At 71.6% G+C, this 26,335-nt stretch carries 21 protein-coding genes; 13 read left to right on the top strand and 8 right to left on the bottom strand.

The window, feature by feature from the left end:
* Positions 1–287: 287 nt before the first annotated feature.
* Together PZE19_RS28145 and PZE19_RS28140 are read right to left on the bottom strand one after the other, a co-directional pair.
* The gene (locus tag PZE19_RS28145) at positions 288–938 is read right to left on the bottom strand and encodes an HD domain-containing protein (RefSeq protein ID WP_277863928.1); all 651 of its coding nucleotides are present in this window, start codon (positions 936–938) and stop codon (positions 288–290) included.
* Positions 939–1,034: 96 nt separating this feature from the next.
* On the bottom strand, positions 1,035–3,671 hold the full coding sequence (locus tag PZE19_RS28140; RefSeq protein ID WP_277863927.1) for a glutaminase domain-containing protein: 2,637 nt from the start codon (positions 3,669–3,671) through the stop codon (positions 1,035–1,037).
* 164 nt (positions 3,672–3,835) lie between these two features.
* Here PZE19_RS28140 and PZE19_RS28135 point away from each other — a divergent pair, with 164 nt between their 5' ends.
* From PZE19_RS28135 to PZE19_RS28120, 4 genes are all read left to right on the top strand, one after another.
* On the top strand, positions 3,836–4,789 hold the full coding sequence (locus PZE19_RS28135) for a PDZ domain-containing protein (protein WP_277863926.1): 954 nt from the start codon (positions 3,836–3,838) through the stop codon (positions 4,787–4,789).
* 139 nt (positions 4,790–4,928) lie between these two features.
* Positions 4,929–5,798: a PDZ domain-containing protein gene (locus tag PZE19_RS28130; RefSeq protein ID WP_277863925.1), complete on the top strand. Its 870-nt coding sequence runs from the start codon at positions 4,929–4,931 to the stop codon at positions 5,796–5,798.
* Between the two features lie 16 nt (positions 5,799–5,814).
* Positions 5,815–6,324, top strand: coding sequence for a hypothetical protein (locus tag PZE19_RS28125; RefSeq protein ID WP_277863924.1), 510 nt, complete (start codon positions 5,815–5,817; stop codon positions 6,322–6,324).
* 15 nt (positions 6,325–6,339) lie between these two features.
* The gene (locus PZE19_RS28120) at positions 6,340–7,140 is read left to right on the top strand and encodes a hypothetical protein (protein WP_277863923.1); all 801 of its coding nucleotides are present in this window, start codon (positions 6,340–6,342) and stop codon (positions 7,138–7,140) included.
* A gap of 40 nt (positions 7,141–7,180) precedes the next feature.
* Here the strand turns inward: PZE19_RS28120 and PZE19_RS28115 are convergent, their stop codons facing one another.
* Together PZE19_RS28115 and PZE19_RS28110 are read right to left on the bottom strand one after the other, a co-directional pair.
* Positions 7,181–8,335, bottom strand: a complete 1,155-nt coding sequence (locus PZE19_RS28115; RefSeq protein ID WP_277863922.1) for a cysteine desulfurase family protein — start codon at positions 8,333–8,335, stop codon at positions 7,181–7,183.
* A 48-nt stretch (positions 8,336–8,383) separates the two neighbouring features.
* A complete protein-coding gene (locus PZE19_RS28110) occupies positions 8,384–8,725 on the bottom strand; it encodes a hypothetical protein (protein WP_277863921.1) in 342 nt (113 codons plus the stop codon).
* Between the two features lie 291 nt (positions 8,726–9,016).
* Between PZE19_RS28110 and PZE19_RS28105 the strand changes: the two genes are divergently transcribed.
* The 3 genes from PZE19_RS28105 to PZE19_RS28095 all read left to right on the top strand — a co-directional run bounded on the left by PZE19_RS28105 (position 9,017) and on the right by PZE19_RS28095 (position 11,851).
* A complete protein-coding gene (locus tag PZE19_RS28105; RefSeq protein ID WP_277863920.1) occupies positions 9,017–9,850 on the top strand; it encodes a hypothetical protein in 834 nt (277 codons plus the stop codon).
* 176 nt (positions 9,851–10,026) lie between these two features.
* Complete coding sequence (locus PZE19_RS28100; RefSeq protein ID WP_277863919.1) at positions 10,027–10,518, top strand: hypothetical protein; 492 nt, start codon at positions 10,027–10,029, stop codon at positions 10,516–10,518.
* A gap of 247 nt (positions 10,519–10,765) precedes the next feature.
* Positions 10,766–11,851, top strand: coding sequence for a hypothetical protein (locus PZE19_RS28095; RefSeq protein WP_277863918.1), 1,086 nt, complete (start codon positions 10,766–10,768; stop codon positions 11,849–11,851).
* Between the two features lie 35 nt (positions 11,852–11,886).
* On the opposite strand, the gene PZE19_RS28090 is transcribed toward PZE19_RS28095, so the two are convergent.
* On the bottom strand, positions 11,887–13,002 hold the full coding sequence (locus PZE19_RS28090) for a prenyltransferase/squalene oxidase repeat-containing protein (protein WP_277863917.1): 1,116 nt from the start codon (positions 13,000–13,002) through the stop codon (positions 11,887–11,889).
* A 356-nt stretch (positions 13,003–13,358) separates the two neighbouring features.
* On the opposite strand from PZE19_RS28090, the gene PZE19_RS28085 reads away from it, so the two are divergent.
* Positions 13,359–14,063 (top strand): hypothetical protein, encoded by a 705-nt coding sequence (locus PZE19_RS28085; protein ID WP_277863916.1) that lies wholly within the window; start codon positions 13,359–13,361, stop codon positions 14,061–14,063.
* A gap of 50 nt (positions 14,064–14,113) precedes the next feature.
* Here the strand turns inward: PZE19_RS28085 and PZE19_RS28080 are convergent, their stop codons facing one another.
* On the bottom strand, positions 14,114–18,118 hold the full coding sequence (locus PZE19_RS28080) for a serine/threonine-protein kinase (RefSeq protein ID WP_277863915.1): 4,005 nt from the start codon (positions 18,116–18,118) through the stop codon (positions 14,114–14,116).
* A gap of 235 nt (positions 18,119–18,353) precedes the next feature.
* Here PZE19_RS28080 and PZE19_RS28075 point away from each other — a divergent pair, with 235 nt between their 5' ends.
* Complete coding sequence (locus tag PZE19_RS28075) at positions 18,354–19,052, top strand: class I SAM-dependent methyltransferase (RefSeq protein WP_277863914.1); 699 nt, start codon at positions 18,354–18,356, stop codon at positions 19,050–19,052.
* Here the strand turns inward: PZE19_RS28075 and PZE19_RS28070 are convergent.
* Positions 19,049–19,888 (bottom strand): aldo/keto reductase, encoded by an 840-nt coding sequence (locus PZE19_RS28070; protein ID WP_277863913.1) that lies wholly within the window; start codon positions 19,886–19,888, stop codon positions 19,049–19,051. The two genes, PZE19_RS28075 and PZE19_RS28070, sit on opposite strands and share 4 nt — an antisense overlap.
* Before the next feature lie 474 nt (positions 19,889–20,362).
* Between PZE19_RS28070 and PZE19_RS28065 the strand changes: the two genes are divergently transcribed.
* On the top strand, positions 20,363–21,448 hold the full coding sequence (locus PZE19_RS28065; RefSeq protein ID WP_277863912.1) for a DUF1559 domain-containing protein: 1,086 nt from the start codon (positions 20,363–20,365) through the stop codon (positions 21,446–21,448).
* 94 nt (positions 21,449–21,542) lie between these two features.
* Positions 21,543–22,013, top strand: a complete 471-nt coding sequence (locus tag PZE19_RS28060; protein ID WP_277863911.1) for a hypothetical protein — start codon at positions 21,543–21,545, stop codon at positions 22,011–22,013.
* 55 nt (positions 22,014–22,068) lie between these two features.
* Here PZE19_RS28060 and PZE19_RS28055 read toward each other — a convergent pair whose 3' ends face one another.
* Positions 22,069–23,367 carry an L-lactate MFS transporter gene (locus PZE19_RS28055; RefSeq protein ID WP_277863910.1) on the bottom strand — a complete coding sequence of 433 codons (1,299 nt, stop codon included), beginning with the start codon at positions 23,365–23,367 and terminating at the stop codon, positions 22,069–22,071.
* Positions 23,368–23,621: 254 nt separating this feature from the next.
* Between PZE19_RS28055 and PZE19_RS28050 the strand changes: the two genes are divergently transcribed.
* Both PZE19_RS28050 and PZE19_RS28045 read left to right on the top strand, forming a co-directional pair.
* Entirely contained in the window at positions 23,622–25,127 is a 1,506-nt protein-coding gene (locus PZE19_RS28050) for a rhamnulokinase (RefSeq protein ID WP_277863909.1), read from the top strand.
* 24 nt (positions 25,128–25,151) lie between these two features.
* Positions 25,152–26,330 carry a T6SS phospholipase effector Tle1-like catalytic domain-containing protein gene (locus tag PZE19_RS28045; protein WP_277863908.1) on the top strand — a complete coding sequence of 393 codons (1,179 nt, stop codon included), beginning with the start codon at positions 25,152–25,154 and terminating at the stop codon, positions 26,328–26,330.
* Positions 26,331–26,335: the final 5 nt, after the last annotated feature.

Genomic DNA, 26,335 nt, shown 5'->3' with positions numbered 1-26,335 from the left:
CCCGGCGGCCCGATCGTACGGGGCCGGAACCTCGTACCGGACGGACCGCATGGCCATGCGGCATCGGTCGGTAAGACCTGTATCATCAAGAATTGAAAATACTTAGTTGATTGTCTCGGCGTCCGGATCCACCGCCCGCAGCCCCATGGCGGGACGATCCCGGCCGCCGAAAAATCCGAAGAACTTTCGAGGCCGGGAGGCCCCGAAACGCCGCGAGAGGACGGACGGGCCGCTCGCCGACCCGGCGCGGACGCCCCCTCCGAGTCTCGTCGGGCGATCGCCGGAGGTCACCAGCCGGCCGCGACGCCCAGCTCGGCGGCGATCGCGTCGAGGAATGCGCGCATGACGCCGAGGCGCTCCTCGGCCAGGGCGCGGCCGGCCTCGGTCTTCATGGTCGCGGGGAGCTTGAGCAGCTTGGCGGCGAAGTGGTCGAGCGCGTAGCGGCGGTCGTCGAGCGGGCGGCTCGCGGCGAACGGGTCGTCGGCGTCGAACATCGCCGAGTTCATCAGGCCGGCGGTGTAGAAGGTCCGCGCCACGCCGATCGCCCCCAGCGCCTCCAGGCGGTCGGCGTCCTGGAGGATCCGCGCCTCGATCGTCTTCGTCTCGACCCCGGCCGAGAAGCTGTGGGCGTGGATCGCGTGCTGCGCCCCTGCGACGCGCTCCTCGTCGAGCCCCAGCTCGCGCAGCACCGGGCCCGCCGCCTCCGCCGAGAGCGCCGAGGCCCGTGCGCGGTCGGGCGAATCCTTCGGCGGGCTCACCAGGTCGTGCAGGTAGGCCGCCGCCAGCAGCACGACCCGATCGCCCCCCTCGCGGTCCGCGATGCGCATGGCGTTGTCCCGCACCCGCCGCGCGTGGTGCACGTCGTGCCCGGCGTCGCGCGCGTCGGCGAGGCGGGCGAAGGCGGCTTCGAGGGCCTGGATCAAGGCTTGCCGTTCCATGGGCGTATCGTTCGACTCCGGTCGCGTCCCCGGGATCGCCGCCGCGGGCCGCCGTCCCCGCGAGAGCAGGGGCGGCCCGCGGCGCGTCGGCTCACGTCACTGCGCCGCCTGGAGCTTCACCAGTCCGAGGTCGATGTACTGGCCGCCCTGGGTCTGGCGGCAGTGGACGGCGACGACGTTCTTGCCCGGCTTGAGGGCCATGAGGCCTTCGGGGCTGATCCGCATCGGGCGGTACTCGCTGGTGTAGCCGCCCAGGCGTGCGGCGGGGACGCCGTTGATGTAGACCTCGGCGTCCTCGTCGTGGTGGATGAACAGCCGCAGGTCCTCGCCGGCGTCGACGGCCGCCTTGGGGACGTCGATCTCGCGGCGGAGCCAGATCTCCGGGCCGTCCCAGACGGTGCGGACCTCGGAGCCGGGCGTCCCCTTGGTGCCGAACCCGCCCTCGCCCTGCTTCCACGTCCGGTCGTCATAGTCGATCCCCGTCCACTGGCCCGGCGGGGCCTGGAAGACGTACTTCCACGTCGCCGGCGCGTCGCGGGCGGTCGGCACGAGCGAGGCGACCTCGCGGCGGACGGGCATGGGCGCCCACTCGCGGCCCAGGTCCTTGGCGCCGGCGCGGGCCAGCTCCAGGCAGCTCTCCCAGTAGGGGAGGCCGTCGGTCAGGGCCCGGATGAAGATCCCGCCGATGACCGGCCGCGCGCGGAAGCCCGCCTCCTTGGCGCTGTCGGTCCAGTACCAGTCGGAGAAGGCCACCCGGTCGGGCGTCTCGTCGAGGAACTTGTAGATCGGGGCGACGAACTTCGCGAACGTCGCCTCGTCGGGCGCCAGCGAGGCCGTCCAGACGAGCCAGTCGGCCTTGGTGAACGGCTTGCGCGAGTCGAGCGGCAGGCCGTACTTGTCGAAGTTCTTCTGGTAGAAGGCCAGCTCCTTGGCGGCGACCTCGGGGGGGAAGATCCCCAGGCCCAGGATCTTGTCCCAGATCAGGTTGTATTTCTGGCTCCAGCTGGGCTGGGGGTCGAACGTCAGGCGGTAGTGGTCGCCGGCGTCGGCCATCGTCATCCACTTGCGGGCCAGGACCTTGGCGGTCTCGGTGTAGTGCTTGGCGACGTCGTCCTCGCCGCGCATGGCGGCCATGCGGCCGAAGGCGGCCATGCCCAGGATCGCCTTGACGGACAGGTTGGCGTTCCGCGCCAGGTGCCCCGAGAAGTCGTCGGTGCAGAGCTGGTTGGCCGGGTCGAAGCCGTCGCGCTCGCAGTACTCGGCCCACTTGGTGAGCTGGGGCCAGTACTTGGCGGCGAAGTCGGCGTTCTTCTCGACGTGGGCGATCGCGGCGACCATGAGCAGCATGTTGCCGCTCTCCTCGACGGGCATCTGGTTCTCCTCGGTCCGCTCGCCGCCGCCGTAGACCTGTCCGGTCGCGGCGGGGTAAGTCCCCAGGTCGTGGGGGGCGAACGGCCAGTTCCAGCGCGGGGAGGCCGAGTAGTCGAGCACCGGCACGAGCGAGGCCTTGGCCAGGATCGGGCTGAACAGGATCAGGTGGGGGAACTGGGGATAGATGACGTCGACGGTCCCGATGCAGCCGTTGGAGGAGTTCTCCTTCGAGAACCAGAGGGGCATCCCCTTGGAGTCGGCCGCCAGCGTCGCCCCGGCGAGCGACTGGCGGTGCGCCAGGGCCCCCATCACGGCGTATTCCTTGCCGCCGAGTTCTTCCAGGACGGTCGTGAACCGCTTGTCGAAGCGGTCGCAGTATTCGTCGTAGACGGACCGACGCAGGTGGTGCTTGAGCAGCAGGGCGGTGAAGGGCGGCTGCTTGCCCTTGCCGGCCTCCAGGGCCCGGAACTTCCAGTAGCCGACGAGCCATTCGTCCATGTAGTCGACGGCGTACTCGTCGTCGTAGGCGATCATGGCGAACGTGGAGGCGGGCGTCCCGGGCTGGACGGCCCCCAGGGCGGTCACGAGCGCCAGGGCGGGCGTGCGGTCCTCGACCTTACGGGGCATCGCCGCGTCGTCCTTGGCGGGGAGGCCGCCGTCCTTGACGAAGGCCTCGGCGAGGGTCGCGGCGGGGGCGGCGGCGAGGATGGTCCGGGGCTGGCCGGAAGCCAGGTAGAGCGAGCCCCAGTCGATCCGCGTGTCGTCGCCCCGGCGCTGGAGGATCGGCTGCTCCTGCGAGCCGATCCTGACGGCCTTGACCGCGCCCAGTTCCTCGCGGCCCCAGACGACCGGCTGGCCGGGCGTGTGCACGGCCAGGTGGCCCGTCGCGCCCAGGAAGACGGAGACCTCGTGCGGCTTGCCGTCGCGGGCCTCGACCTTCCACGAGACGTACGTGACGGGGCTCGACAGCATGTCCAGGTTGTCGGGCACGGCGAGGCCCAGGAACGTCAGCTCGACGGCCACCGCGTCGGACTGGAACTTGTAGATCGTCCGCGTCGGCCGGACCTCGACGGAGACCTGCTCCATCGCGGCGATCGCCTTGGGCTCGACGCCCATGATGCGGTAGGTCTTGTCGTCGACGCGGACCAGGCCGGTGAGCGGCTGCGGGGCGCGGGTCCAGTGGCGGGTGACGTCGTCGGTCAGCTTGTCGGCGGCCGACCAGACGCTGAAGTACGGGTCGTGCGCGATCAGCGGGACCGAGGGGGGTCGGAACGCCTTCGGCTCGTCGGCCCGCGCGGCGCCCGCGCAGGCCCCCAGGCCCAGGGCGGCGACGGACCAGAGGGTGCGGGAGAGTGTCTTCATGGCTTCCTCAAAGGTGGAACGTCTGGGCGTGGGAATTCTTGATGATAGGTTTCGGGGCCGGCCCGCACCACCCTGGCCCCGGTTTCGGCCCGATCCCCGCCGCCGGGAGGGCCTGATTGCCGCGGCTTTCGTCTTTTCCCGGGGCCGCCCCCGCGCCTAAGCTGATGGAGAGGACGCTTCTCGTCGCCTTCACGCCCGTCTGGCAAGGTCGGACCATGATCTCCAAGAAGTCGATCGGCATCGCCGCGGCGCTCGCGACGGCCCTGGCCGCGTCGGCCGTCGCGACCCAGGACAAGCCCGACGTCGCGCCGAAAGACCCGCAGATCGGCCGGGCGTTCCGCGTCCCCTACCGGCTGACCGACACGAACCACTTCCTCGTCCGGGTGCGGGTCAACGGCCAGGGGCCGTTCAACTTCCTGGTCGATTCCGGGGCCCCCGCGCTCTACGTGGCGACCGAGGCCGCGGCCAAGATCGGCATCGCGCCCCCGGAGAAGGGCTTCTGGACGCCCCTCGACAGCCTGGAGATCGAGGGCGGGGCGCGGCTGGAGAAGGTCAAGGCGCGGGTGGAAGACCCGTTCCAGCTCGTCGGAATGAACGCCCTGGGGCTGCCCGGGGCGACGATCGACGGCATCCTCGGGTTCACGATCCTGGCCCGGTTCAAGCTCGACATCGACCTGACCCGCGACCGCATGACGTGGACCCGGCTCGACTTCACCCCCGGCGACCCGCCCGTCCCCGACGACCGCGACCGCGCCAATCCGCCGGTCGAGCTTCAACTGATGAACGCCCTCGGCCCGGTCGCCAAGGGCCTGGCCTTCCTGATCGGCAAGCAGCCCGAGGAGGAACTCGCCCCCCGCGGCTTCCTGGGCCTGGAATGGGCCGAGGCGGCCGACGCCAAGGCCGTCCAGATCATCCGCGTCCTGCCCGATTCCCCCGCCGCCGCGGCCGGGCTCGCCGCCGGCGACGCCCTCGTCCGCATCGACGGCAAGCCCGTCGACGGCCTGAAATCGGCCCGCGAGAGCCTCGCGGCGCTGCGGCGGAACCAGGCGATCGAGCTGATCGTGAAGCGCGGCGGCGAGGAGAAGGCGTTCAAGGTCAAGGCGGGCGAAGGGCTGTAGCCGAGAGAGGCGACCCACTCCCTTCTCCCCTCGGGAGAAGGTGGCTCGAAGGGCCGGATGAGGGTCGCGGCGTTTCGAGGACGCCATCGTGTTCCGTCACGCCTTCCCAGCACCGAACCACGAGGCAGGTTCCCGAGCCATGAGCGACGAACGATCGACGAAGCGTCCGGGCTTCTTCCGCCCGCTGATCGGCCTGGCCGCGGCGGGTCTGGCGGGGGCGTCGTCGTGGCTCGGCCCCGCGCCGGCGGACGAGCCGAAGGCGACGGGGCCGGCGACGGCCCGGTTTTCGATGCTGCCGTCGAACCACATGGTCTTGCGGGCCATGCTCAACGGCAAGGGGCCGTACCGGCTGATCTTCGACCTCGGCGCGCCGATCACGCTGCTGAGCAACAAGGCGGCGGAGACCTCGGGGACGGTCGACGCCAAGACGCCCAAGTCGTTCCTGTTCTCGATGCGGGGCGAGGCCGAGGTCGCCAAGCTGCAGGTGGGGAGCCTGACGGCCGAGAAGCTGCCCGTGGTCGTCTTCGACCATCCCGCGCTCGGGGTCCTGAGCGAGGTGCTGGGCGAGCCGATCGACGGCATCATCGGCTTCACGTTCTTCGCCCGCTACCGGACGACGATCGACTACCAGAAGGACGAGATGACCTTCACGCCGGTCGACTTCGCGATCCGCGACCTGATGAAGGACCTGCCCGACCGCATCGCCGGCCCGAAGGTCGCCCGCCGGCGCGTGCTCGCGCCCGCCGGCCTGTGGGGCCTGCGCCTGGGCGAGGTCGACGGGGGCGGCAAGGGCGTCCGCGTCGCGTCCGTCGTCGCCGACTCGCCCGCCGCGGCCGCGGGCCTGGCCGCCGGCGACGTCGTCACGGCCGTCGACGACCGCTGGACCACCAGCGTCCACGACGTCTACGCCGCCGCCGCCTCGGTCGAGCCCGGCCGCCCCGCGCCCGTCGCCGTCGACCGCGACGGCAAGACCCTCGTCCTCACCGTCCGCCCCGCCGACGGGGCCTGAACCGGAGAACCCCGCCATGACTTCGCGAACCCCGGCGTTCTGCCTCACGACGGCCCTCCTCCTGGCGATCGGCGGCTGCGAGGAGCCGCGACAGGTCAAGGGGAGCAAGAAGAAGAACGCCGTCGCCCACGGCGCGGCGCCCTCGGCCGAGAAGAAGGAGCCCGAGTTCATCGTCGGCAAGCGGACCACCGACATCCGCCGCGTCGAGCCCGAGGTCGCCCAGGGCGCCAACGTGATCGAGAAGCCCAAGATCACCGCCAAGGACCCGATCACCCTGCAAGGCAACGCCTACGTCACGATGATCGGCCAGACCTCGATCCTCCAGATCCAGCACGCCATGAACCTCTACCAGGCGGCCAACGACCGCCTCCCCAAGGACTACGACGAGTTCATGGCCGAGATCATCAAGGCCAACAACATCGCCCTCCCCAAGCTCCCCCACTACCAGGAGTACGGCTACGACGAAGTGCAGCACAAGCTCGTCATCCTGGAGTACCCCGACCGCAAGAACAACCCGGGCTACTGACACCGAGGCGCGCCCATGCTCCGCGAACGCCCGCCGACCCAGATCCCGGCGACCGCCGAATACGTCCTGGCGACGATCCAGGACCAGCACCGCCACCTCGCCGGGATCTACGAGGCTGATCCTCACACTGACCTGACGGCCGAGACGACCATCGCCCAATGGCGCGAGGCCGACGAGCTGACCGACTGGCGAGGGCTGGCCCGGGGGCTCGACGCCTACTGGAAGCTCGGACGGTCGCGGGCCGAATGGAAGGCCGTCCTGAAACCGGCGCGGAAGCGGACCCTGGGCGGTCTAAGCGCGTTCATCGCCGCCTCGGGCGCGACGCGGCCTGAGATCGAGCCGATCGGCTTCCTCGGCGTCCCCCCCTGCCCGGCCGCCGGCGCGTTCGCGATCGTCCGATCCGCCCTCCGCGAGGCCGGCTTCGACGCCGATGCGATCACCCCGGATTCGCCGTTGGAACCCTTCCTCCGCGGGGGCGTCCTCCTCACTCGCTTCTGGCGGTCGATCGACTCCCTCGCCCCGGGGACGTTGCCGACGCTGCGCGTGGATCACCCACCGCTGGAGAAGCCCCTGGCGGCCTGCGTGATCGGCTTCATGGTCGCCGCGGGCGTCAGTTTCCTCGGCCTCCTGCACTCCCCATTTCCCTTCTTCGGGCCGCTCACAGCCGTCCTCGGGACGATGACCCTGCTCGCCATCATCGCCCTGACAGCCGTCCTGGAGTGTCATCGATCCACGTACGAACTCGGCGACCTTCGGACCTTCAAGGACCTCGCCCGGGCCCTCGCCGCGGGAGCACGGCCGAGCGTAGGAATCTGACGACGAGCGTCCTTCTCGCCCGGACGTCAGGAACCGATCCTCAGCGCGTCAGCCACTTCACCGCGGCGGCGACGTGAACGACGGCCTGGTCGATCTCGGCTTCGGTGGTGAAGGCGCCGAGGCTGAAGCGGACGGAGGAGCGCAGGCAGTCGGTGGGAACGCCCATGGCGACGAGCGTCGGCGAGGGCTGCGTCGAGCCGCTGGCGCAAGCGGAGCCCAGCGAGACGGCCAGGCCGGCCAGGTCGAGCTGCATCAACAGCGCGTCGCCGTCGACGCCGAGGAAGCCCAGGTTGACCGTCTGCGGCAGCCGCCGCGACGGGTCGGCCGGGCCGTTGGGGAGGATGCGGTCGGGGCCGATCGCGCGGTGGAGGCCGTCGATCAGGCGCTGGGTCAGGCGTCGCCAGGTCGCCGTTCGAGACTGGTATTCGCGGCGCCAGAGGTCGAGCGCGGTCGCGAAGCCCACGGCCAGGGGGACCGCGATCGTCCCCGGCCGCCTCCCCTGCTGCTGGCCGCCGCCGTACAGCCGAGGCGTGAGGCGAACGCCCCGGCGCACCAAAAGCACCCCCGAGCCGGCCGGGCCGTGGAACTTGTGGCCGCTGGCGGCGAGCGTCGCCACGCCCAGGGCGGCGAAATCGACCGGGATCCGGCCCACGGCCTGCACGGCGTCGGTGTGGACCGGGATCCCCCGCGCGGCGGCGAGGTCGGCCAGCTTGGCGACGGGCTGGATCGTTCCGGTCTCGTTGTTGGCGAGCATCAGGGTCGCCAGCCGGGTCCGCTCGTAGAACAGGGCCGCCATGCGGTCGACGTCGACGGTCCCCTCGGAGTCCACCGGCGCGAGGTCGGCGACGAATCCCCGGGCCTCCAGGTGCGCGACGAACTCGTTGACCGCCGGATGCTCGATCGGCGTGGTGGCGATCCGCCCCGGCGGCGTCGCGCCGTCGACCGCCAGCCCGAAGACGGCCAGGTTGTTCGACTCGGTCCCGCCCGAGGTGAAGACAACCTCGTCCGGCCGCGCGCCGAGGATCTCGGCGACGACCTCCGTCGCCTCCTCGAAGGCGCGGCGTGCCCGCCTCCCGGCCGAGTGCCGGCTCTCGGCGTTGCCGGCGACCAGGAAATACGGCCCCATCGCCTCCAGCACCCGGGGGTCGAGGGCCGTGGTCGCGTTGTGATCCAGATAGATCGTCGTGGCGTTCATGACGGTGGAGAGGAGGCGTCGGGCCGTCCGGGACCTAGACGTCCCATCTTACCCAAGGCACCGTAGCGTCAGCAGCAGGCCGACGAGGAAGATCGGGATCCCGACCAGGAAGAAGGGGCCCGCCCCCAGCGCCATGCCGAAGACCATCAACGTGAAGCCGACGGCCACGCCCGTCATCCGGCCCAGCAGCGAGAACATGCCGAAGACCAGGCGGAAGGGGAGCGTGACGACCCACCAGGCGGCCGAGAACAGGAAGCCGACGACGGCCAGGATGGGGTTCCCGGGAGCGTAGACCTCGGCGCGCGCCCTCCCCGGCCACGCGGCGGCCGCCGGAGACGGCCGGAACGACCCGAAGGTCGGACGTGAGCGGTAAGACTGGGCTTGCTTCATGAGCATGACTCGGGTAAATACTGCCCGTTTTCAGAGCAAAAGGGCGGACCGGCTGCTCGACGTCGATTTCTGCGGGCACGACGGAAGGCGAGGGAGGACGGACCGGCCGTCCCCTAGGCCACCGTATCGACGCGAGACGCCGAAAGGGTTCATCGTTCGGGGAAGTCTCTTCGGGTCCTCTCTAGGATTATTGCGGACGGTCGGGTTTTGACAAGGCGGCCCACGCATGCGTGGGCGTCGACGGGATGTCGGCGAGGCCGCGTCGAATGGATTGGGCAGGGAGGCCGACTCGTGCGTCAAGTTTTGCTGGTGATCGTGCTCGTGGGAGCGGCCTTCGGCGGCGGCGCGCTGGTCAGCGGACCCGGCTTCCGCTGGGCCCAGGAGCACCTCCTCGACTACATGGGCCTGAAGGACGGCGGGGAGATCGACTCGCTCGACCTGACGCCGCCCCCCGGCGCGGCGAATCCGACCGCCGCGAAAGCCGCTTCCGAGCCCCTCGTCGGGGCCGCCGCCGTGGCGGCCAGATCGGCCGAAACCCCCAAGCCGGCCGAGCCCCCTCCCCCCGCGCCGGCACCGGCGCCCAAGGTCACGGAACCCTTCGTGGACGCCCCGGCCGCCCAGGCGTCTCCCGCCCCCGTGCCGGCCAAGGCCGAGCCGCCGGCCCTCCTGGGGGCCCTGACGTCGGTCCTGTCGCCGCCGACGGCCCCCGCCCCCGGGGCTGCGCCGGCCGGCTCGACCCGCCCCCCGGCCGATACACCCGCCCCGACCCCGGCCCCCGTACCTGCACCCGTCCCGGCCCCCGCCCCGGCACCGCTCGACCCCGGCGTCGCGACCTCGGGGTTGCCGACGCTCGAAGCGGCCCCGACGCGTCCCGCCTCCGGGCCGGGGGGCGATTGGGCCGAAATCCGCCGCAAGCTGACGACGGCCGGCGTGGTCCGCTACACCATCGAGGGCGAGCCCGGCGGCCGGGTCGTCTTCGCCTGCCTGATCCCCCTGGCCGGCAAGCAGGCCGTCTCCCAGCGCTTCGAGGCCGAAGGGGCCGACGAGTTCCAGGCCGCCCAGGCCGTGTTGAAAAGAATCAACCTGTGGCGGGCGTCCCACGCCGCCGCACCCGAGGTTCGTTGATTCCCGGGAGGAGGCGACGAGGCGGCCGATGGACGCCGCCGCTATAATCGATCCGATGAAGTTCCTGGTAAGATCGGTGCTGCGATGAGGTCGTCGCCGACCGATAAAGAGATGTCGCCTCGCTCGATGCGACGCGGCTCGGCGTCGATCGATCGTCAGAAAGGTTCGGGCCGTCCATGGCCGAGGGTGCTCCGCTGAGGTTCCTCCTGATCGTGACGGGCAGTACGCTGCGGGCCGAGGAGCTGGACCGGCCGCTGGCGTATTACCTCAAACGGCGCGTCGAGGAGGCGATCGCGGCGGCCCCGGACGAGGACCTGTCCGATTACGAGGTCCACGTCGTCGCCGACTTCCGCTGGCTCCACGACGACGCGCTCCAGGCCATGGCGACGATCTCGCTGGGGGGCCCGGGCGTCAACGAACTCGCCCATCGATGGCTGGAGGAGGTGCCCGTCGCCCTCGCGGTGAACGAGCGCTACTTCATCCAGATGGACCCCGAGCTGGCCGAAGCCCACGCCAGCGTCTGGGGCATGGACAACGCCACGACCCAGATCGCGGTCTCGGTGTTCCTCGACCGGTTCCTCCCACGGTTCCTGGAACGTTGTGCAACGGTCCCGCCCGCCGCCCTCGATCTCGACGACGAAGGCGAGTCGGAATCCGAAGACGACTGACGCAGGGATCCCCAAGGTCCACCCCTTCCGAGCCCGCGCCGCACTCCCCTCCCGCCGGCGCGATGCCCTCTCGCCTCGGTTCGTCTTCGTCGCACCTTGATCGCCTCGACAGGGAATGTCGTCCAAATCAGGCGATTCTGGACCACGTTCTCTAGTAAGGAGTTCGGGCGCGAAGACCAAGTCGTTTGCTTCAGCGCACGCCATGGATGGCGGACGGTACGTTCCAGACCCAGGGAAGGACGGCGCTATGCGGTTTTCGACGCAGTCACGCGGCCGGGGCGGGCGAATCCGAAGCGGATTGGGGCTGGGGACGCTGATCCTGGCGACGGCGGCCGGGGCGGCGACGGCCGACGACGGGGCGTCGATCGGCCAGCCCAACCGGGTGACGCTCGTGCGGCGGTCGGTCCGGCAGGACCAGGGCGCCTGGGTCGTCGACTATCAGATCCGCAACGAGACGCCGACGGGCCTGATCGTCACGCCGGCGGAGATCGAGGTGAGGTCCGAGGGCTGGGTGTCGAACTCGCGGGTCGCCGGCCACGCGGTCCCGCGACGCGCGGCCGTGGCGATCAAGGCGGCCGAGAAGGCGACGGCCGACGCCGACGTGATCCCGGCCGCCGACGACCCCGGGCGCTGCCGCGAGCGGCTGTCGCTGGCGGTCTGGAGCGACGACCAGGCCCCCGACGCCGCGGCGAGGCCCGCCGAAGCGGTCGCGCCGATCAGCCTGGCGCCGGGCGCGACGGGGCTGGTCCGGCTCCGATACGCCCACCAGCACGTCGTCCACGGCGACTACGACCCGCTCCTGGGCGAGCGGACGGTGGCCGTCCGGTTCGGCCAGGAGACGTTTCACGACGTCGTGCCGCTCGACCGCGAGGCCCGCGTCGCGTACCCGAAGGCCGGCTGGCCCGAGGCCCCCGACGACCGTCGCGACCCGCGCCACTTCGTCTCCGGCCCGGACAGCCTGCACCTGGAGGCCCACGTCCCGGGGCGGCAGTATTACCGCTTCCCCGACCGCCCCGTGCGGTACGGTTCGCGGATGCGGCTGACCTTCTGGTACTTGATCGCGTACGGGACCGTCGGCGAGAGCCGCGTCCGCCTGGCCCAGTACAAGGACACCCCCACGTCCTGCCGCGTCCTCCCCGGGGGCGGGTTCGACCAGGAGCTGACCGTCGTCGGCCGCTGGACGAAGGTCGAGAAGCTCGTCCGCATCGAGGCCGAGGCCACCACCGCCGCCCTCGACTTCCGCATCTCCAGCGACGCCAACCTCGGCGAGATGTGGATCGACGACGTCGCCCTCGACCCCCTCGACGCCGAGGCCCTCGCCCAGGGCCCCTGAGCGGGCGGGCGCGATTCCGAGAGACGCTTCCTCGATCACTTCGCCGCGAGGGCCATCAGGGCGTACGAGGTGACGATGTGGGGGTCGCCTTCCATGAAGCGGTCGTCGCGGTTGGCCCAGGCGCCGGACGCCTCCTGGCGGGCGGCGAGGGCGGCGGCGAGTTCGGCCTTCCAGTCGTGGGCCTTGCCGGCGGCGTCGACGAACGGGGACTCGCCGAGGGCGGCCAGCGCGCGGGCGAAGACCATGTAGTAGTAGTACAGCCCGCGCCCGCCCTGGCCGGGGTTCTCGTCCAGGGTGTAGTTCTTCCTGATGTAGCCGACGGCCGCCTTGACGCGCAGGTCGTCGGGCTTGAGGCCGGCGTAGATCATGCTCTTGAGGCCCGAGTAGGTCATCCCGGCCGTCGACCGGATCCCGCCGTCGGGGTCCGTGCGCGCGCCCTTGGCCTCGCCGCGGCCGCCGGGCGGGGCGGACTCGCCCGAGGTGTAGATGAACCCGCCGTCGTTCACCTTGGCGGCGAACGGCTGGTCGTTGAACTCGCTCTTCAGGTTCTGGCACCGCGAGACGAACACGAGCGCCTTCTGCAAGGCCGGGTCGTCGGCCGGGACGCCGCTGTCGCGGAGGGCCTCGATCATGAACGCCGTATTGGAGAGGTCGGGCCGGCTGCGGCCGTCGCCGTAGCCTAGGCCTCCGTACTGGGGGTCGGCCCGGTCCTTCCCCTCGCTCTCGTCGTACTGCGCCCCCTTGAGGAACGCCTGGTTGCCGGCGACCACCGAGTCGTACTTGCCGCCGACGTTGGCCTCGTGAAACGCCATGAGCGCCACGGACGTCGCATAGACCGAGTGCGGGGCCTTCGCGAGCCCCCCCTTCGGCCCCAGGTAGTTCTCCAGGAACCCCAGCGCCCTGGCGATCGCGGGATCTTCGGGGACGACTTTCCCGGACCGCAGCAGGGCCGTCGCCACCAGCGCGGTGATCCCCGGCTCGCGGACGCCGGACCAGCTCCCGTCGGGCTCCTGTCGGGAGCGCAGGAACGTCACCGCCCTGGCGAGGTCCGGCGTCGAGGGGGCCGCCTGCCCGAAGCTCCGGCCGCAGCCCAGGCCGACCAGCCCGGCCGCCCCCAGCGTGCGCCCGAGGAAATCGCGTCGCGTGTCCATGTTCCCGGATCCCTTCGTCAGAGGATTTCCACGTCTCCCCGCGCCGGCGCGATCGTTCGCCCGTTCCCCCGGCGATCCCGCGCGGCTCGTCGACAGGCTGAACGAGGCAATTCCCGCACCGCCCCATCCGCACGCCGCAAGTCTTTGGACCGCTGGATCCTCCGGTCGTCCGGCGGCGTCCGCCGCCCCGTCGCGCGATGAAGAATCGTCCACTTCGTGGACAAAATCACGCCACTTTCGGTCGACCGCGCGACGGCGGTCGGGACGGATCGTGGTGTATGTTTACGCGGAGTCACGCGCGGGCCGACGCGGGCCCGGCCGGATTCCGCCTCATCCGCTGCGGAAGGAACCTGGGGATGACCCGTCGCGCCTGCGGTTGGTTTCTGGCCCTGTCGATGGCCTGCGGATTCGCGGCCGGCGAGGCGCGGGGGGAAGACCGTTACTATGCGATCGTCTTCGGGTCGCAGTCCCGGCCGAAACAGTTGCGGTACACCCACACCTGGGCGACCTTCCTGCGGGTCTCGGGCGAGGGGGCCGACCCGAACGCCCTCGAAGTCTATCACCACACGATCAGCTGGCTGCCCGAGTCGTTGGAGGTACGGGTCTGGACGCCGACGGCCGAGAAGGGCGTGAACTTCGACCTGTATCAGACGCTCGACTTCGTGCAGGGAGCCGGCGAGTCGGTGACGGCGTGGGGCCCGTTCCAGATCCTGCCCGAGGTCTACACGCGGTCGCTGAACGTCAAAGCGATCCTCGACTCGGGCCAAGCGCAGTACCGGGCGATCAGCACGTCGCGGGACCTTTTGATCAGCGACTGCATCCACGCCGTGGCGGCCGTCGACCCGGTCTTCGGCCGCGGACATTACCCGCTCATCCGGGTCGGCAAGCCGGCCAGCCGCTACCTCGCGCGTCAGGTGATCCTCCGCAGCGCGTTCGACCAGGGGCAGGTCGACGCCTCCTGGCTGATCCCCCGCCTGGGACTCGACCAGAGGGGCGTCGAGGTGGTCTCGCCGCAGCGGATCCCCGAACGCCCCTGCGCCCTCTGCCGGATCCCCGAGTGAGTCGCGCCCGCGACCGAATCGCGATCAGGTCTTGAGCCGTCGGCGTCGGCTCACTTGCGGGTGCCGGCCGGCTCGGCGAGGCTGCCGAGGAGGAGCTGGTACTCGGCGTGGGCGAGCAGGTCCTTGAAGGCGGGGTCGCCCTTGACCTCGGCCTCGAGCCCCGGGTCGGCGTCGAGCGCCTCGCGGAGCAGGAGGACCGCGCCCGCGAGCCCCTTGCGCTCCAGATCGTCGCGTTGGGCGACGTTGAGCTTGACGTCCTTGCGGGCCAGGGACGCCAGGCGGGCCAGCAGCCGGGCCGCGGCGAGGCAGCTGGGCGCGGGGGCCACGGCGTTGCGGGGGATCTCCATCGCCACCCGCCGGGCGTCCTCGTAGGCGGCCAGCTTCAGGTCGGCGTCCGACAGCGACGCCAGGGTCTCGGTGAGCAGGTCGCGGTACGAGGGGTTCCGGCCGGTCGTCGCCTCGACGGCCTGCTTGACGTGGGCGACGGCCTCTTCCAGGCCGACGCGGGCGTCCTCGGGCTTCTCGCGCGTCGCGGCCTGCTTGGCGAGGATGTAACCCAGGAAGTAGTGCAGCCTGGGGTCGGCCGGCGCCTTCGCGACCAGCCCGGCCATGCCCTCGGCGGCCTGCGCGAACAGGGGTGCGGCCTCGGCGGCGGCGCCCCGGGCCTGGAGCGATTCGGCGAGCCCGACGCGGGCGACGGCCAGCGATTCGAGGTCCTCGGCGGCGGGCGGCTCGCGACGCGCCAGCTCCTCGGAGATGGCGACGGCCCGCCGGAGCGGCCCCTCGGCGTCCCCCTTTCCGAGCCCCTGGCGGGCGCTCCCCAGGTTGCTCAGGACGGTCGACGTCTCGCGGAGGGCCTCGGCGGAGGGCCTGGCCCCCTTGTCGGCGAGGCCGTCGAGCTGGACGAGCGCGGCCTCGAAGTCCTTCTCGGCCTCGGCGGGCTTGCCGGCGGCGACCTTCTGATGGCCGAGGCCGGACAGGCAGCGCGCCAGGTCGAGCCGATAGGTGGCGTTGGCGGGATGCTTGTCGGTGAGCTTGCGCAGCAGGTCGAGCGCCTGGTCGTAGGCGGGCTCGGAGCCCGGGCGGCCGGCGGCGTCGAGGGCCTCGCCCAGGCGGCTGAGGTAGGTCGCCTGGAGGTGGGCGTTGCGGGGGACGTCGGGCAGCTCGACGACGAGCGTCCCGTTCAGGTCGCGGGCCTTCTCGATCTCGGCGATCGCCTCGTCGAGCCGGCCCCGCTTCAGGAGCAGGTAGCCGAGGTTGAAGCGGCACTTGGCCAGGTCGAAACGCACCTGGCGGTCGTCGGGCGTACGCGACGCGAGCTCCGTGTTCAGCTCGACGGCCTTCCGGAGGATCGGCTCGGCCTCGCGGAGTCGGGCCAGCTCGACCAGGACGCCGCCGTAGTTGGTGGACGCCGCGGCCAGGTTCAGGCCGTACTCGGGGCGGTCGGGGTAGTCGCCGGCGAGCCGCGAGGCCTCGTTCCAGCCGCGGCCCCAGAGGATCGCGGCGTCGTCGAACCGGGAGGCCTCGTAGGCGAGCCGGCCCATCTCGGCGCAGGCGTGGTAGAGGCCCTCGCGATGGCGGGGGATCGTCGGGTATTCGGCGACCAGCTTGTCGAGCAGCTCGTAGCTCCGCCGGGAGGCCGCCTCGGCCTTGTCGGACTCGCCCGTCTCGCGGCGGTAGCGGGCCAGGTAGTCCTCGGCCTGGGCGAGCTCGCCGACGACCTCGGGCGAGTCGGGGGCCGCGGCCAGGGCCTTCTCCAGCAGGTCGCGGGCCTCGATGCACGCCGGCCCCGTCGCGGGCAGGTCGCCGCGGCGGCGGAGGAGCTGGGCCTTCGAGCGCAGCTCGCGGGCCAGCAGCCGGCGGTCCTCGACGGTCGCGAAGTCGGGGGTCGCCAGCGGCCGGATCAGGTCGTCGGCCGAGGCGAACAGGGCCGCGGCCTCGTCGAAGCGGTCCTGGCGGAAGAGCGCCTCGGCGAACCGGATCTCGGTCGAGGCCAGCACCCGCCGGGGCTCGGGGTCGGATCGGCGCGCGGCGACGAGCGGCCTGAGCAGGTCCCGGCCGCGGCGGTAGGCCTTCTCGGCGTCGTCGCGGCGGCCGAACTTGGCGTAGACGTTGCCCATCCGCCGGAGCATCTCGCCGTGCTCGAGCTGGACGGCCGGGTCGTCGGCGGCGCGGCCGGTCTGGCCCTCGTAGAAGGCGACCGTCTTCTCCATGAAGTCCTTCTGGAGCGGGTCGAGCCGGTCTTCGAGCCAGCCCTCGCCGAGCCGGCCGTACATGTCGTTGACCGTCCCGCGGGCGATGGCGCCCTGGGCCTCGGCCTCGTCCCGCCAGCGGTTCACGACGACCGTGCCGACGCCCGAGGCGACCGTCGAGGCCAGGAGCAGGACCGTCGCCGCGGCGACGGCCGTCTTGTGCTTCCGCGCCCACCGCGCGGCGCGGCGGGGCCAGGGCTCGACGTAGGCGGTCACCGGCTCGTCGGCGAGGTGCCGCTGCACGTCCCTCGCCAGCTCGCCGGCCGTCTGATAGCGGTCCTCGCGCTCCTTGGCGAGGGCCTTCAGGCAGACCGCCTGGAGGTCGAGCGGGGCCTGCGGGTTGTGCGAGCGGACCGTCGCGGGGGACTCGTGCGACACCTTGTAGAGGATCTCGGCCGTCTTCTTGCCCAGGAACGGCGGCTGGCCGGCGAGCAGCTCGTAGAGGATGGCGCCCAGGCCGTAGACGTCGGTCCGGAAGTCGATCAGGTCGTGGCGGCCCCTGGCCTGCTCGGGCGCCATGTAGGCCGGCGTGCCCAGGAGCTGGCCCTGGATCGTCCCCTCGGGCCCCGCCCCCGATTCCTTGCCTTGCCCCCGCCCGCCCGAGCCCGAGCCGGCCCCCGCTCCCGAGCCCTTCGACGAATCGCCCGATCGTGCGGCGTGGGCGGGCGCGGCTCCCGGGGGGAGGGTGGAGTCGGCGTCGGCCGGGCTCGCGGCCGGCCGGGGCGGAGCGGCGGCGGTCGCGCCGGCGGCGAGGGTCGCGTCGAGCCCGTCCGGGGCGGCCTCGGCGCGGGAGGGGGAATCGACGGCGAGGGTGGCGAGGTCCTCCGGGGCGCCGGCGAGGGTGGCGGCCTCGGGTTCCGGGGGGGCCTCGACGTCGGCCGCGTCGCCCGCCTGGCCGTCCACGCCGATCTGCTTGGCGAGGCCCCAGTCGAGCACGATGACCTCGCCGAAGTCTCCCAGGACGACGTTCTGCCCCTTGAGGTCGCGGTGGATGATCCCGCGCGAGTGGGCGTAGTCGATCGCGTTGCAGACGGAGACGAACGCCGTCAGCAGGTTCACCAAATCGACGTGGTCCTCGGTCCCGGCGGCGCGGGCCTTGTGGTAGGCGCGGGTCGCCTCGCCGAGCGTGCGGCCCTTGACGAACCGCATCGTGTAGTACGGGGACTCGCCGCCCCCCATCTCATACACCGGGACGACGCCGGGATGCTCCAGCCGCGCCGTCACCTTGGCCTCGTACAGGAACCGCGACCAGACGACCGAGTCGCCCGCCGATTCCGGCCGCAGCTCCTTGAGCGCGATCTCGCGGCCGAGGGCGCCGTCGCGCGCCTTCCAGACCTGGCCCATGCCCCCCTTGGCGTGGAGGTGGGTCAGCGTGTAACGGGGGTCGCGTCCCTCTTCGTCATGACCGGCCCCCTTGTCGATGGTCGAGATCAGGACGTGGCCGACGGCCGGCCCCGCCGCCCCCAGGGTGGCCTCCTCGGCCGCCGAAGCCGCCGCAGCCGCGACCGCCGGGGCGATCGCCCGCGGGGCCGCGGCGCGCACCACGTCGAGCGAGCGGCCGTCGAACGTCGCGGCCAGGGTCGCCTGGACGTCGCCGGCGTGGCGTTCGAGCCGCTCCTCGACCAGCCGCTCGAGCGCCGCCCGCTGGTCGTCGGTCAGCGTCCCGTCCGCCGCCAGGGCCGCACCCGCGCCCTGCGTCCGACCCGCGTCGAGCCCGGCGCAGGTCTCGGCGAGCTGGTCGGCGTCGATCGCCCCGGTCTGGAAGGCGAGCAGGCCGAACAGGAGGTCGCGGTTCGCGTCCATCATCCACCTCGCTGCAGGGGCGGGAGCATCGCTCCGGGGCTGACGACGCGCAGCCCCGGACCATCCACGCTATCGGCTACCATCGCATGAGCGCGTTATTCTACAATCGGGCCGCGTCCACGGAGAAGCGCATTCTTGACCGGTTTGGCGCTTTTGCGCCCGGAGTCCGATTGTGTTAGGGTGGGTTCGATCGGGCCGCCCGAGACCGTCGAGAAGGTGCCAGTCGAGGGGGGAGATGAGCGAGGCCGAGGCGCGAGACGAGGTGCTCGACACCGACGCCGGGGAGTTCCCGCTGCTCGACTACCGCCTGCGGCGGGGCGGGCGCGAGTGGACCGTCCTGCACGTCGCGGCGATCCTGACCGACGAGGACGAGACGCGAGCCCTCGTCCGGAAGACGAACCGGCTCCCTTACGGGGTCTCGCTGTGGCCCTCGGCCATCGCCCTGGGCCACGAGGTCGCCGTCCGCGCGGCCGACTTCCGCGGCCGGAGCGTCCTGGAGCTGGGGGCCGGCGTGGGGTTGCCGGGGATCGTCGCCGCGTCGCTCGGCGGCCGCGCGGTGCAGACCGACCGCGACGAGCTGGCGCTGCACCTCTGCCGACGCAACGCCGAGCGCAACGGCCTGGGCGCGATCGACCACCGCCTGGCCGACTGGACCGAGTGGGCCGAGACGGGCCGCTACGACTGGATCCTCGCCGCCGACGTCCTGTACAGCGACTCGCTCCACCCCCACCTCCGGCGGATCTTCGAGACCAACCTCGCCCCCGGCGGCCGGGTCCTCCTCTCCGACCCCTTCCGGCCCGACGGCCTGCGCTTCCTGGAAGGACTGGAGGCGATCGGCTGGACGGTCACCTTCTCGAAATGGGAGGTCGGCGACGAGGCGACGCCCCGCACCATCGGCGTCTTCGAGCTGACGCCGCCGACCGGGCCTCGTTAGAGCATCGGCAGCGAGCGGGGCTTCGGGCCGACCGGGAAGGCGGCGTCGAGGCGGCCGATCTCCGCGTCGGTCAATTGCAGCGCGCCGGCCCCGGCGTTCTCGGCGGCGTGTTCGGCGTTCGACGCCTTGGGGATCGCGAAGAGGGACGGCCGGCGGGTCAGGAAGGCGAGGACGACCTGGCGCGGCGAGGCGCCGCGGGCGTCGGCGACCTCCTGCAGCGCCCGGCCCGCCGGCGAGCCCGGCTTCGGGAACGCGCCGCGGCCGAACGGGGTGTAGCCGACGACCGCGACGCCATGGGCCTCGCACCAGGGGGCCACCGCATGCTCGATCGCCCGCTCCTGGAGGTGGTAGAGGACCTGGTTGCAGGCGATCCGGCCCTCGCCGGCGACGGCGAGCGCCTCGTCCAGGTCGTCGACGTCGAAGTTGCTCACGCCCCACGACAGGATCTTGCCGGCCTCGCGGAGGGCCTCGAACGCCGCGATCGTCTCCGCGAGCGGGTGCGACCCCCGCCAGTGCAGCAGATAGGCGTCGAGCCGGTCGGTCTTCAGCCGGGCCAGCGAGCGTTCGCAGGCCGCGACGGTCCCCTTCCGCGAGGCGTTCGACGGCAGGACCTTCGAGACCAGGAAGACCTCGTCGCGTCGCCCCGCGACCGCCTCGGCGACGAGCGGCTCGGCCTCGCCGTACATCTCGGCCGTGTCGACGTGCGTCATGCCCAGGTCGAGCCCCCGACGCAGCGCGGCGACCGCCGCGGCCCGGTCGCCCCGGTCGCTCTCCCAGGTCCCCTGGCCGATCGCCGCCACCGGTCGCGCCGCGGGCCCGAACGAATGCGTCCTCATGGCGTTTATCCTTTCCGTTCCGATCACCGCCGCCGGGGCACCCCCGTCGCGCCGGCCTCGTCGGACTTTGGAGATCGTCCGGGACCTCGCCGGAACCGCGGCGACGGCCGGGACGGCGGCTTGACGATCGGGGTTTGGGGATTATATAAGGGATGGTCACCCCTGATATGTTGAGATCGGGAACACATCGACGCGGCCTCGCCTCCCGTCGATCGCCGGGGAGGACGGGACTTCCCGCGCTTCGCGAGATCCCTCCCCATCGACGACATCATTAAGCGATTTTCGTTGAGATTGATTATCAAATCTGACCGGCAAGATCCGAGGCGGATTCCGACCTTCCTCCCCGGGTCGTGGACGTCATTCCCGCCCCCTAATCTCGTCCCGACGATGACGAGTTCGCCGCCGAGTTCTCATCGATCCGTCTCCGCGCCGCCGCGGCGGCGCACTCCTTTTGCCTAGCTGGAAGGGTGAGTCATGTCCGAATCGAAACGCGCGGGCTTCACGCTGATCGAGCTGCTGGTGGTGATCGCGATCATCGCCGTCCTGATCGCCCTGCTGCTGCCGGCCGTGCAGTCGGCCCGCGAGGCCGCCCGCCGCGCCCAGTGCGTCAACAACCTGAAGCAGATCGGCTTGGCGGTGCACAACTTCGAGTCGACCAACGGCAAGTTCCCGGACGGCGTCGGGCCGGTGCCGACGGCGACGGGCGTGGGCCCGTACATCCGGTCGTCGGTCCAGGCGATCATCCTGCCGTACCTGGAGCAGGCGAGCCTCTTCTCGACGTTCAACCTGGGGCTCGACGTGAACAACACGGGCCAGAACGAGACGGCGCGGTGCCAGCTCATCGGGGCGTTCATCTGCCCCTCGGACGCCTCCGCGACCCGCATGCCGGGGAGCATCGTCTACGCGACGAGCACCGGCCAGATCGGCTACTCGAACTACTTCGCGAGCATCGGGGCGACCGCGGCCCTCCTGTTCGACACGGCGACGGCCACGGCCGAGACGAACTCGTCGACGCTGGGGATCTTCAACTACAAGATGAACCTGACCGGCTCGCTGGCGACCAACCCCAAGTTCCGGTCGGTCGAGAGCGTCATCCGGATCGCCTCGGTGACCGACGGGACCTCGAACACGTCGCTCTTCTCCGAGACCCGGCGCTCGCCGCTGCCGGCGTCGCCCGCGTCGAACCCGATGGACAAGAACCAGGTCCACCGCCTCTCGACCTGGGATGCGACCGTCGACAACTACGCCCCCAGGATCCCCGACTGCGACACCACGACGGCGCTCACCCCGCTCCCCTATCGCGGGCAGCAGTACTATCGGGGCCAGCAGTTCGTCTCGACCTACAGCCACACCGTCCAGCCCAATTATCGGGGGTTCGACTGCATGGACTCCGCCTTCGGCTCCGGCCACATCGCCGCGCGGAGCTACCACTCGGGCGGCGTGAACGTCGGGCTGGCCGACGGCTCGGTCCGCTTCGTCAAGGACTCGGTCAGCCTGCCGGCCTGGCGGGCCCTGGGCACCCGGACCGGCGGCGAGATCATCAGCGCCGACTCGCTCTGACCGGCCCGCGTCGCGAGGTCGCAGTCGACCGCGCGCCGGCCCCGGCCGGCGTGCGGCTTCGTCCCCTTCCCCCGCCCGTACGAGAGACCGTCGGATGACCAAGCTTTCGCGCATGACGCTGCCGACCCTCGCCCTCGCGGCCGCCCTGGCCGCCGGCTGCGGCGGCGACCCCAACCCGCCGAACTCGCCCCAGCTCTACCAGAACAACGTGCTGGCGGAGGTCGGCGACATGTACAACACCCATTTCGTCCAGCACAAGAAGCCTCCGCAGGGCCTCAAGGACCTGTCCCCGTTCGCCGACACCCTGCCCACGGGCCTCGGCGCGGCGCGGCGGGGGGAGGTGGTCGTCCTGTGGGGCGTGGATCCCGTCGACCCCGCCGGATCCGACGCGGCCGGCGAAGAGATCCTCGCCTACCTGAAAGAGGCCCCCGAGTCCGGCGGCGGCGTGCTCACGCGGAACCTCAAGGTCAAGTCGATGACCGCCGACGAGTTCAAGGCCGCCCCGAAGGCCGCCGGCAAGGTCGAGGAGCCGGCCAAGGCGGGCAAGTCGGGCAAGGCCGGCTGAAGCGGCTCGATCCATCGAGGGGGTCCCGCGGACCAGGCCCGCCGGGCCGTCGGCCTCACGATTCGACGGCCGCGGGCGGGAGCGTGGGCCGTTTGAGGAAGAGGCTGACGACCACGGCCGCCGCGAGCAGGGCTCCCGACAGGGTGAAGGCCGCGTCGAGGCCGCCGGTGGCGTCCTTCAGGTAGCCGGCCGCCTGGGGGACGAAAAAGGCGACGCCCCAGCCCAGGAAGACGAAGCCGTAGTTGAAGCCCAGGTTCTTCGGCCCGAAGAAGTCGGCCGTGAAGGCCGGCATCAGGGCGAGCGCGCCGCCGTACTGCCAGTAGGCCACGCCGACGGCCAGGAACAGCAGCGGCACGCTGCCCGAGGCGATGATCCGGGGCATCAGGAACAGGCAGGCCGCCGAGACCGCGCCGTTGATCAGGTAGGCGTTGGCGCGGCCGATCCCGTCCGAATAGAAGCCGGTCCCCACCCGTCCCGCCGCGTTCACCAGGCCGCCGTACGAGGCGAGGATCCAGGCGTTGGCCGCGAAGAAGGCCAGGCTCCCGGCCGTCGCGTTCAGCAAGGGCGCGGCGTTGGCGATCACGAGCAGGCCCGACTGCGCCGAGCCGATGAACAGGAAGACCAGGGCGTAGAACTGCCAAGTCTTCAGCATCCGCCCCGCCGGCCAGTCCACGGCCGTCGGCGCGGCCTTCGCAGTGATCGCGGCCGCCGGCGGCAGATAGTCGTCGGGCGGGAAGACCAGGAACCGCGAGGCCACGATCACGACCACCGCGAAGAGCACTCCCAGGCCGATGAAGCTCCCCGAGAGCCCGTAGGCGGCGATGAGCGTCTTCGCCAGGGGCGCGATGTAGATCGCCGCCGCGCCGTAGCCGCCCACGACCAGGCCGGCCACCAGCCCGCGGCGATGGGGGCCGAACCACTTCACCGCGGCCGGGGTCGTCGCCGCGTAGCCGAAGCCCATGCCGATCCCCCCCAGCACCCCGAAGCCCAGCAAGAGCCCGACGTACGACTTCATCAGCCCCGCCAGGATGCAGCCCGACGCCAGGAAGAGGCCGCCCAGCGTCGCGCCGGTCCTCGGCCCGTAGCGGTCCTGGATCCGGCCGCCGGGGATCATCGTCAGGGCGAAGATCATCCCGCAGGCCGCGTAGGCCGAGGTCGCCTGGGCGTCGGTCAGGTAGGTCCAGCCCGCGTTGAGCCCCGACATCGGCGAGCCCGCCGGGTGCGCCTTGTCGGCGACGAGGTTCGCCTTCCAGACGCTCCAGGCGTAGAGGATCCCGAGGCAGAGGTTGACCGCCATCCCGGCGAACGTCACCCCCCAAGCTTTGGGCGGGACCTTCGATGCGCGCTCCACCATGCGACGAGACTCCCCTCGATTGGCGACCGAAAAGAGGCGCAGCATAGCCGGGCCGGGCGTCGCTGCAAAGCGTGGAGGCCGCAGGATCTCGGCCCGCCCGCCCGGCGGTCGCGGGATCGCGGCCGGGATGGGTCGTGGTCGCGGGGCTTCGCCGGCTTGCGGCGGGCCCCGGGCTGGCCTATGATCGGGCGGCCCGGCGGGCCGGAGAAGGTCCGGTCGACCCGGGCCCCTCCCCGCGAGACGAGATCAAGACGATGGCGAAGACGACGGACTACCTGGCGCTGGACCTGGGCGCGGAGAGCGGGCGCGGGATGCTCGGGCGGTTCGACGGCGACCGGCTGGGGCTGGAGGAGATCCATCGCTTCCCCAACGGCCCGGTGCGGATGCTGGACACCCTCTACTGGGACCTCCCCCGGCTCTTCGACGAGATGAAGACCGCGATCCGCATGACCGCCGCGGCCAAGGCCTCGATCGACGCGATCGGCGTCGACACCTGGGGCGTCGACTTCGGTCTCATCGGCCGCGGCGACACCCTGCTGGGCAACCCGGTCCACTACCGCGACCCCCGCACCGACGGCATGCTCGACGCCGCCTTCGCCCGGATCCCCAGGGAGCGGATCTACGAGATCACCGGCCTCCAGTTCCTGCCGTTCAACACCGTCTACCAGCTCCTGGCGCTCAAGACCGCCGGCTCGCCGCTGCTCGACGTCGCCGAGACGCTGCTGATGATGCCCGACGTCCTGGGCTGGCTCCTGACCGGCGAACGCGCCGCCGAGCGCACCGACTCGTCGACCACCCAGCTCCTCGACCCCCGCACCGGCGAATGGTCGGACGAGATCTGCTCGGCCCTGGAGCTTCCGCGGTCGATCCTGCCGAGGTTGATCGAGCCCGGCAGCGAGCTGGGGACGCTGCGGGCCTCGGTCGTCGAGGAGGTGGGCCTGGCGAAGACCGTGACCGTGATCGCCCCGCCGACCCACGACACCGCCAGCGCCGTGGTCGCCGTGCCGACCGCCAGCGCGACCGTCGGCGCCGACTCGCCGCCCGACTGGTGCTACCTCAGCTCCGGGACCTGGTCGCTGCTCGGCGTCGAGGTCCCGCGGCCGGTCGTCAACGAAGAAACCTATCGGTACAACTTCACCAACGAGGGGGGCGTCCTGGGGACGACCCGGCTGCTCAAGAACATCATGGGCCTCTGGCTCGTGCAGGAGTCGCGGCGCACCTGGGCGCGGGCGGGCAACGACCTGAGCTACCCGCAGCTCATGGCGATGGCCATGTCGTCGGCCCCGTTCGGCCCCCTGATCGACCCCGACGACCCGTCGTTCCTCTCGCACGGCGACATGCCCGCCCGGATCGTCGCCTTCTGCAAGAAGACCGGCCAGCCGGCCCCCGAGTCGGAAGGGGCCCTGATTCGCACCTGCCTGGAGAGCCTGGCGCTCAAGTACCGCTGGACCATCGAGCGGCTGGAGTCGATCTGCAGGACGAAGATCAAGACGATCCACATCGTCGGCGGCGGGTCGCAGAACACGCTGCTCTGCCAGTTCGCCGCCGACGCCTGCGGCCGGCCCGTGCACGCCGGCCCCGTCGAGGCCACGGCCATCGGCAACATCCTGATGCAGGCCCTCGGCCGCAAGCGGATCGGCTCGCTGCAGCAGCTCCGCGCCATCGTCGCCCGCTCGTTCCCCGTCACCGTCTTCGAGCCCCAGAACCCCCGCGCCTGGGACGACGCCAACGGCCGGTTCCAGGAGCTGGTCAAGTCCTGAGGCGTACGGCGGGCGGAGCCGGCGATGAATCGGAACCTGGTGATCTGCTGCGACGGCACGAACAACCAGTTCGGGCCCGAGAACACCAACGTCGTCCGGCTCGTCCAGGCGCTCGACCGGGATCCGGGCCGTCAGCGGCTCTACTACGACCCGGGCGTCGGCACGCTGCCGGAGCCGGGGCGCGTCACGGCCGCGGCGAAGCTGGCGTCCGGATGGGCGGGCCTGGCCCTCGGCGTCGGGCTCCCGGGCAAGGTCGAGCAGGCGTATCGCTACCTGATGGACGCCTGGGAGCCCGGCGACCGGGTCTTCCTCTTCGGCTTCAGCCGGGGCGCCTATACCGTGAGGGTGCTGGCGGCCCTGCTGCATGCGCTGGGCCTCCTGCCGCGCGGCAATCATAACCTGACCCCCTACCTGATGCGCCTCTTCTCGGCCTCGCGCGACGCGAAGCGTGAGGATCAGGGGGGCGATTCCAACTACTGGAAGCTGAGCAACCAGTTCCGCTCGACGTTCGCGCGGGCCGTCCCGGGCGCGGCGAAGGACGACCGTCGGTTCCCGGTCCACTTCCTGGGCTGCTGGGACACCGTCGCCTCGGTCGGCTGGGTCTACAATCCCAGGTCGTACCCGTACACGCGACGCAACCCGAGCGTCGCGGTCGTCCGCCACGCCCTCGCGCTCGACGAGCGGCGCTGGTTCTTCCGCCAGAACGAGTTCCGCCGGGCCGGGGGCCAGGACCTCGTGCAAGCCTGGTTCCCCGGCGTGCACGCCGACGTCGGCGGCGGCTACCCCGAGCGCGACGGCGGCCTCTGGCGGGAGCCGTTCGGGTGGATGGCCGCCGAGGCGCAGGCCCACGGGCTGCATCTCGACCCGGCCCGCCTGCACGCCGTCCTGAGCCGCTCCCCCATCCCCGACGAACCCTGGGCCGAGCCCATGCACGAGTCGCTGACCGCGGCGTGGCGGCCCTTCGAGTACGTCCCCAAGTTCGCATGGGACTGGAAGACGAAGCGCGAGCGTCTGGGGCTCGGCCGCGGGCGCTATCGGACGCTGGTCTACGAGGACAGGCCGGACGAGGAGGTGATGATCCACGCCTCGGCCCTCAGGCGCATCCGCGCCGGCGGCTACGCCCCGGCGATCCTCGCCGACTCGTTCCTCGACGAGGTCCGCGCCCTGCCGGACGTCCCCGACCTGCGGCCCTATCGGCCCTGATCCGG

Source organism: Paludisphaera mucosa, assembly GCF_029589435.1.
GTDB lineage: Bacteria > Planctomycetota > Planctomycetia > Isosphaerales > Isosphaeraceae > Paludisphaera > Paludisphaera mucosa.
The sequence above is the reverse complement of the archived record's forward strand: the minus strand, read 5'-3'. Positions and strand labels throughout refer to the sequence as shown.

Bases quoted from the DNA above. Each gene is read 5' to 3' on its own strand.
- PZE19_RS28085 (WP_277863916.1), top strand. From the start codon at position 13,359: ATGACCCGTCGCGCCTGCGGTTGGTTTCTGGCCCTGTCGATGGCCTGC.
- PZE19_RS28050 (WP_277863909.1), top strand. From the start codon at position 23,622: ATGGCGAAGACGACGGACTACCTGGCGCTGGACCTGGGCGCGGAGAGC.
- PZE19_RS28080 (WP_277863915.1), bottom strand. From the start codon at position 18,118: ATGGACGCGAACCGCGACCTCCTGTTCGGCCTGCTCGCCTTCCAGACC.
- PZE19_RS28125 (WP_277863924.1), top strand. From the start codon at position 5,815: ATGACTTCGCGAACCCCGGCGTTCTGCCTCACGACGGCCCTCCTCCTG.
- PZE19_RS28095 (WP_277863918.1), top strand. From the start codon at position 10,766: ATGCGGTTTTCGACGCAGTCACGCGGCCGGGGCGGGCGAATCCGAAGC.
- PZE19_RS28145 (WP_277863928.1), bottom strand. From the start codon at position 938: ATGGAACGGCAAGCCTTGATCCAGGCCCTCGAAGCCGCCTTCGCCCGC.
- PZE19_RS28100 (WP_277863919.1), top strand. From the start codon at position 10,027: ATGGCCGAGGGTGCTCCGCTGAGGTTCCTCCTGATCGTGACGGGCAGT.
- PZE19_RS28075 (WP_277863914.1), top strand. From the start codon at position 18,354: ATGAGCGAGGCCGAGGCGCGAGACGAGGTGCTCGACACCGACGCCGGG.
- PZE19_RS28090 (WP_277863917.1), bottom strand. From the start codon at position 13,002: ATGGACACGCGACGCGATTTCCTCGGGCGCACGCTGGGGGCGGCCGGG.
- PZE19_RS28130 (WP_277863925.1), top strand. From the start codon at position 4,929: ATGAGCGACGAACGATCGACGAAGCGTCCGGGCTTCTTCCGCCCGCTG.
- PZE19_RS28140 (WP_277863927.1), bottom strand. From the start codon at position 3,671: ATGAAGACACTCTCCCGCACCCTCTGGTCCGTCGCCGCCCTGGGCCTG.
- PZE19_RS28115 (WP_277863922.1), bottom strand. From the start codon at position 8,335: ATGAACGCCACGACGATCTATCTGGATCACAACGCGACCACGGCCCTC.
- PZE19_RS28045 (WP_277863908.1), top strand. From the start codon at position 25,152: ATGAATCGGAACCTGGTGATCTGCTGCGACGGCACGAACAACCAGTTC.
- PZE19_RS28060 (WP_277863911.1), top strand. From the start codon at position 21,543: ATGACCAAGCTTTCGCGCATGACGCTGCCGACCCTCGCCCTCGCGGCC.
- PZE19_RS28055 (WP_277863910.1), bottom strand. From the start codon at position 23,367: ATGGTGGAGCGCGCATCGAAGGTCCCGCCCAAAGCTTGGGGGGTGACG.
- PZE19_RS28065 (WP_277863912.1), top strand. From the start codon at position 20,363: ATGTCCGAATCGAAACGCGCGGGCTTCACGCTGATCGAGCTGCTGGTG.
- PZE19_RS28120 (WP_277863923.1), top strand. From the start codon at position 6,340: ATGCTCCGCGAACGCCCGCCGACCCAGATCCCGGCGACCGCCGAATAC.
- PZE19_RS28110 (WP_277863921.1), bottom strand. From the start codon at position 8,725: ATGAAGCAAGCCCAGTCTTACCGCTCACGTCCGACCTTCGGGTCGTTC.
- PZE19_RS28070 (WP_277863913.1), bottom strand. From the start codon at position 19,888: ATGAGGACGCATTCGTTCGGGCCCGCGGCGCGACCGGTGGCGGCGATC.
- PZE19_RS28135 (WP_277863926.1), top strand. From the start codon at position 3,836: ATGGAGAGGACGCTTCTCGTCGCCTTCACGCCCGTCTGGCAAGGTCGG.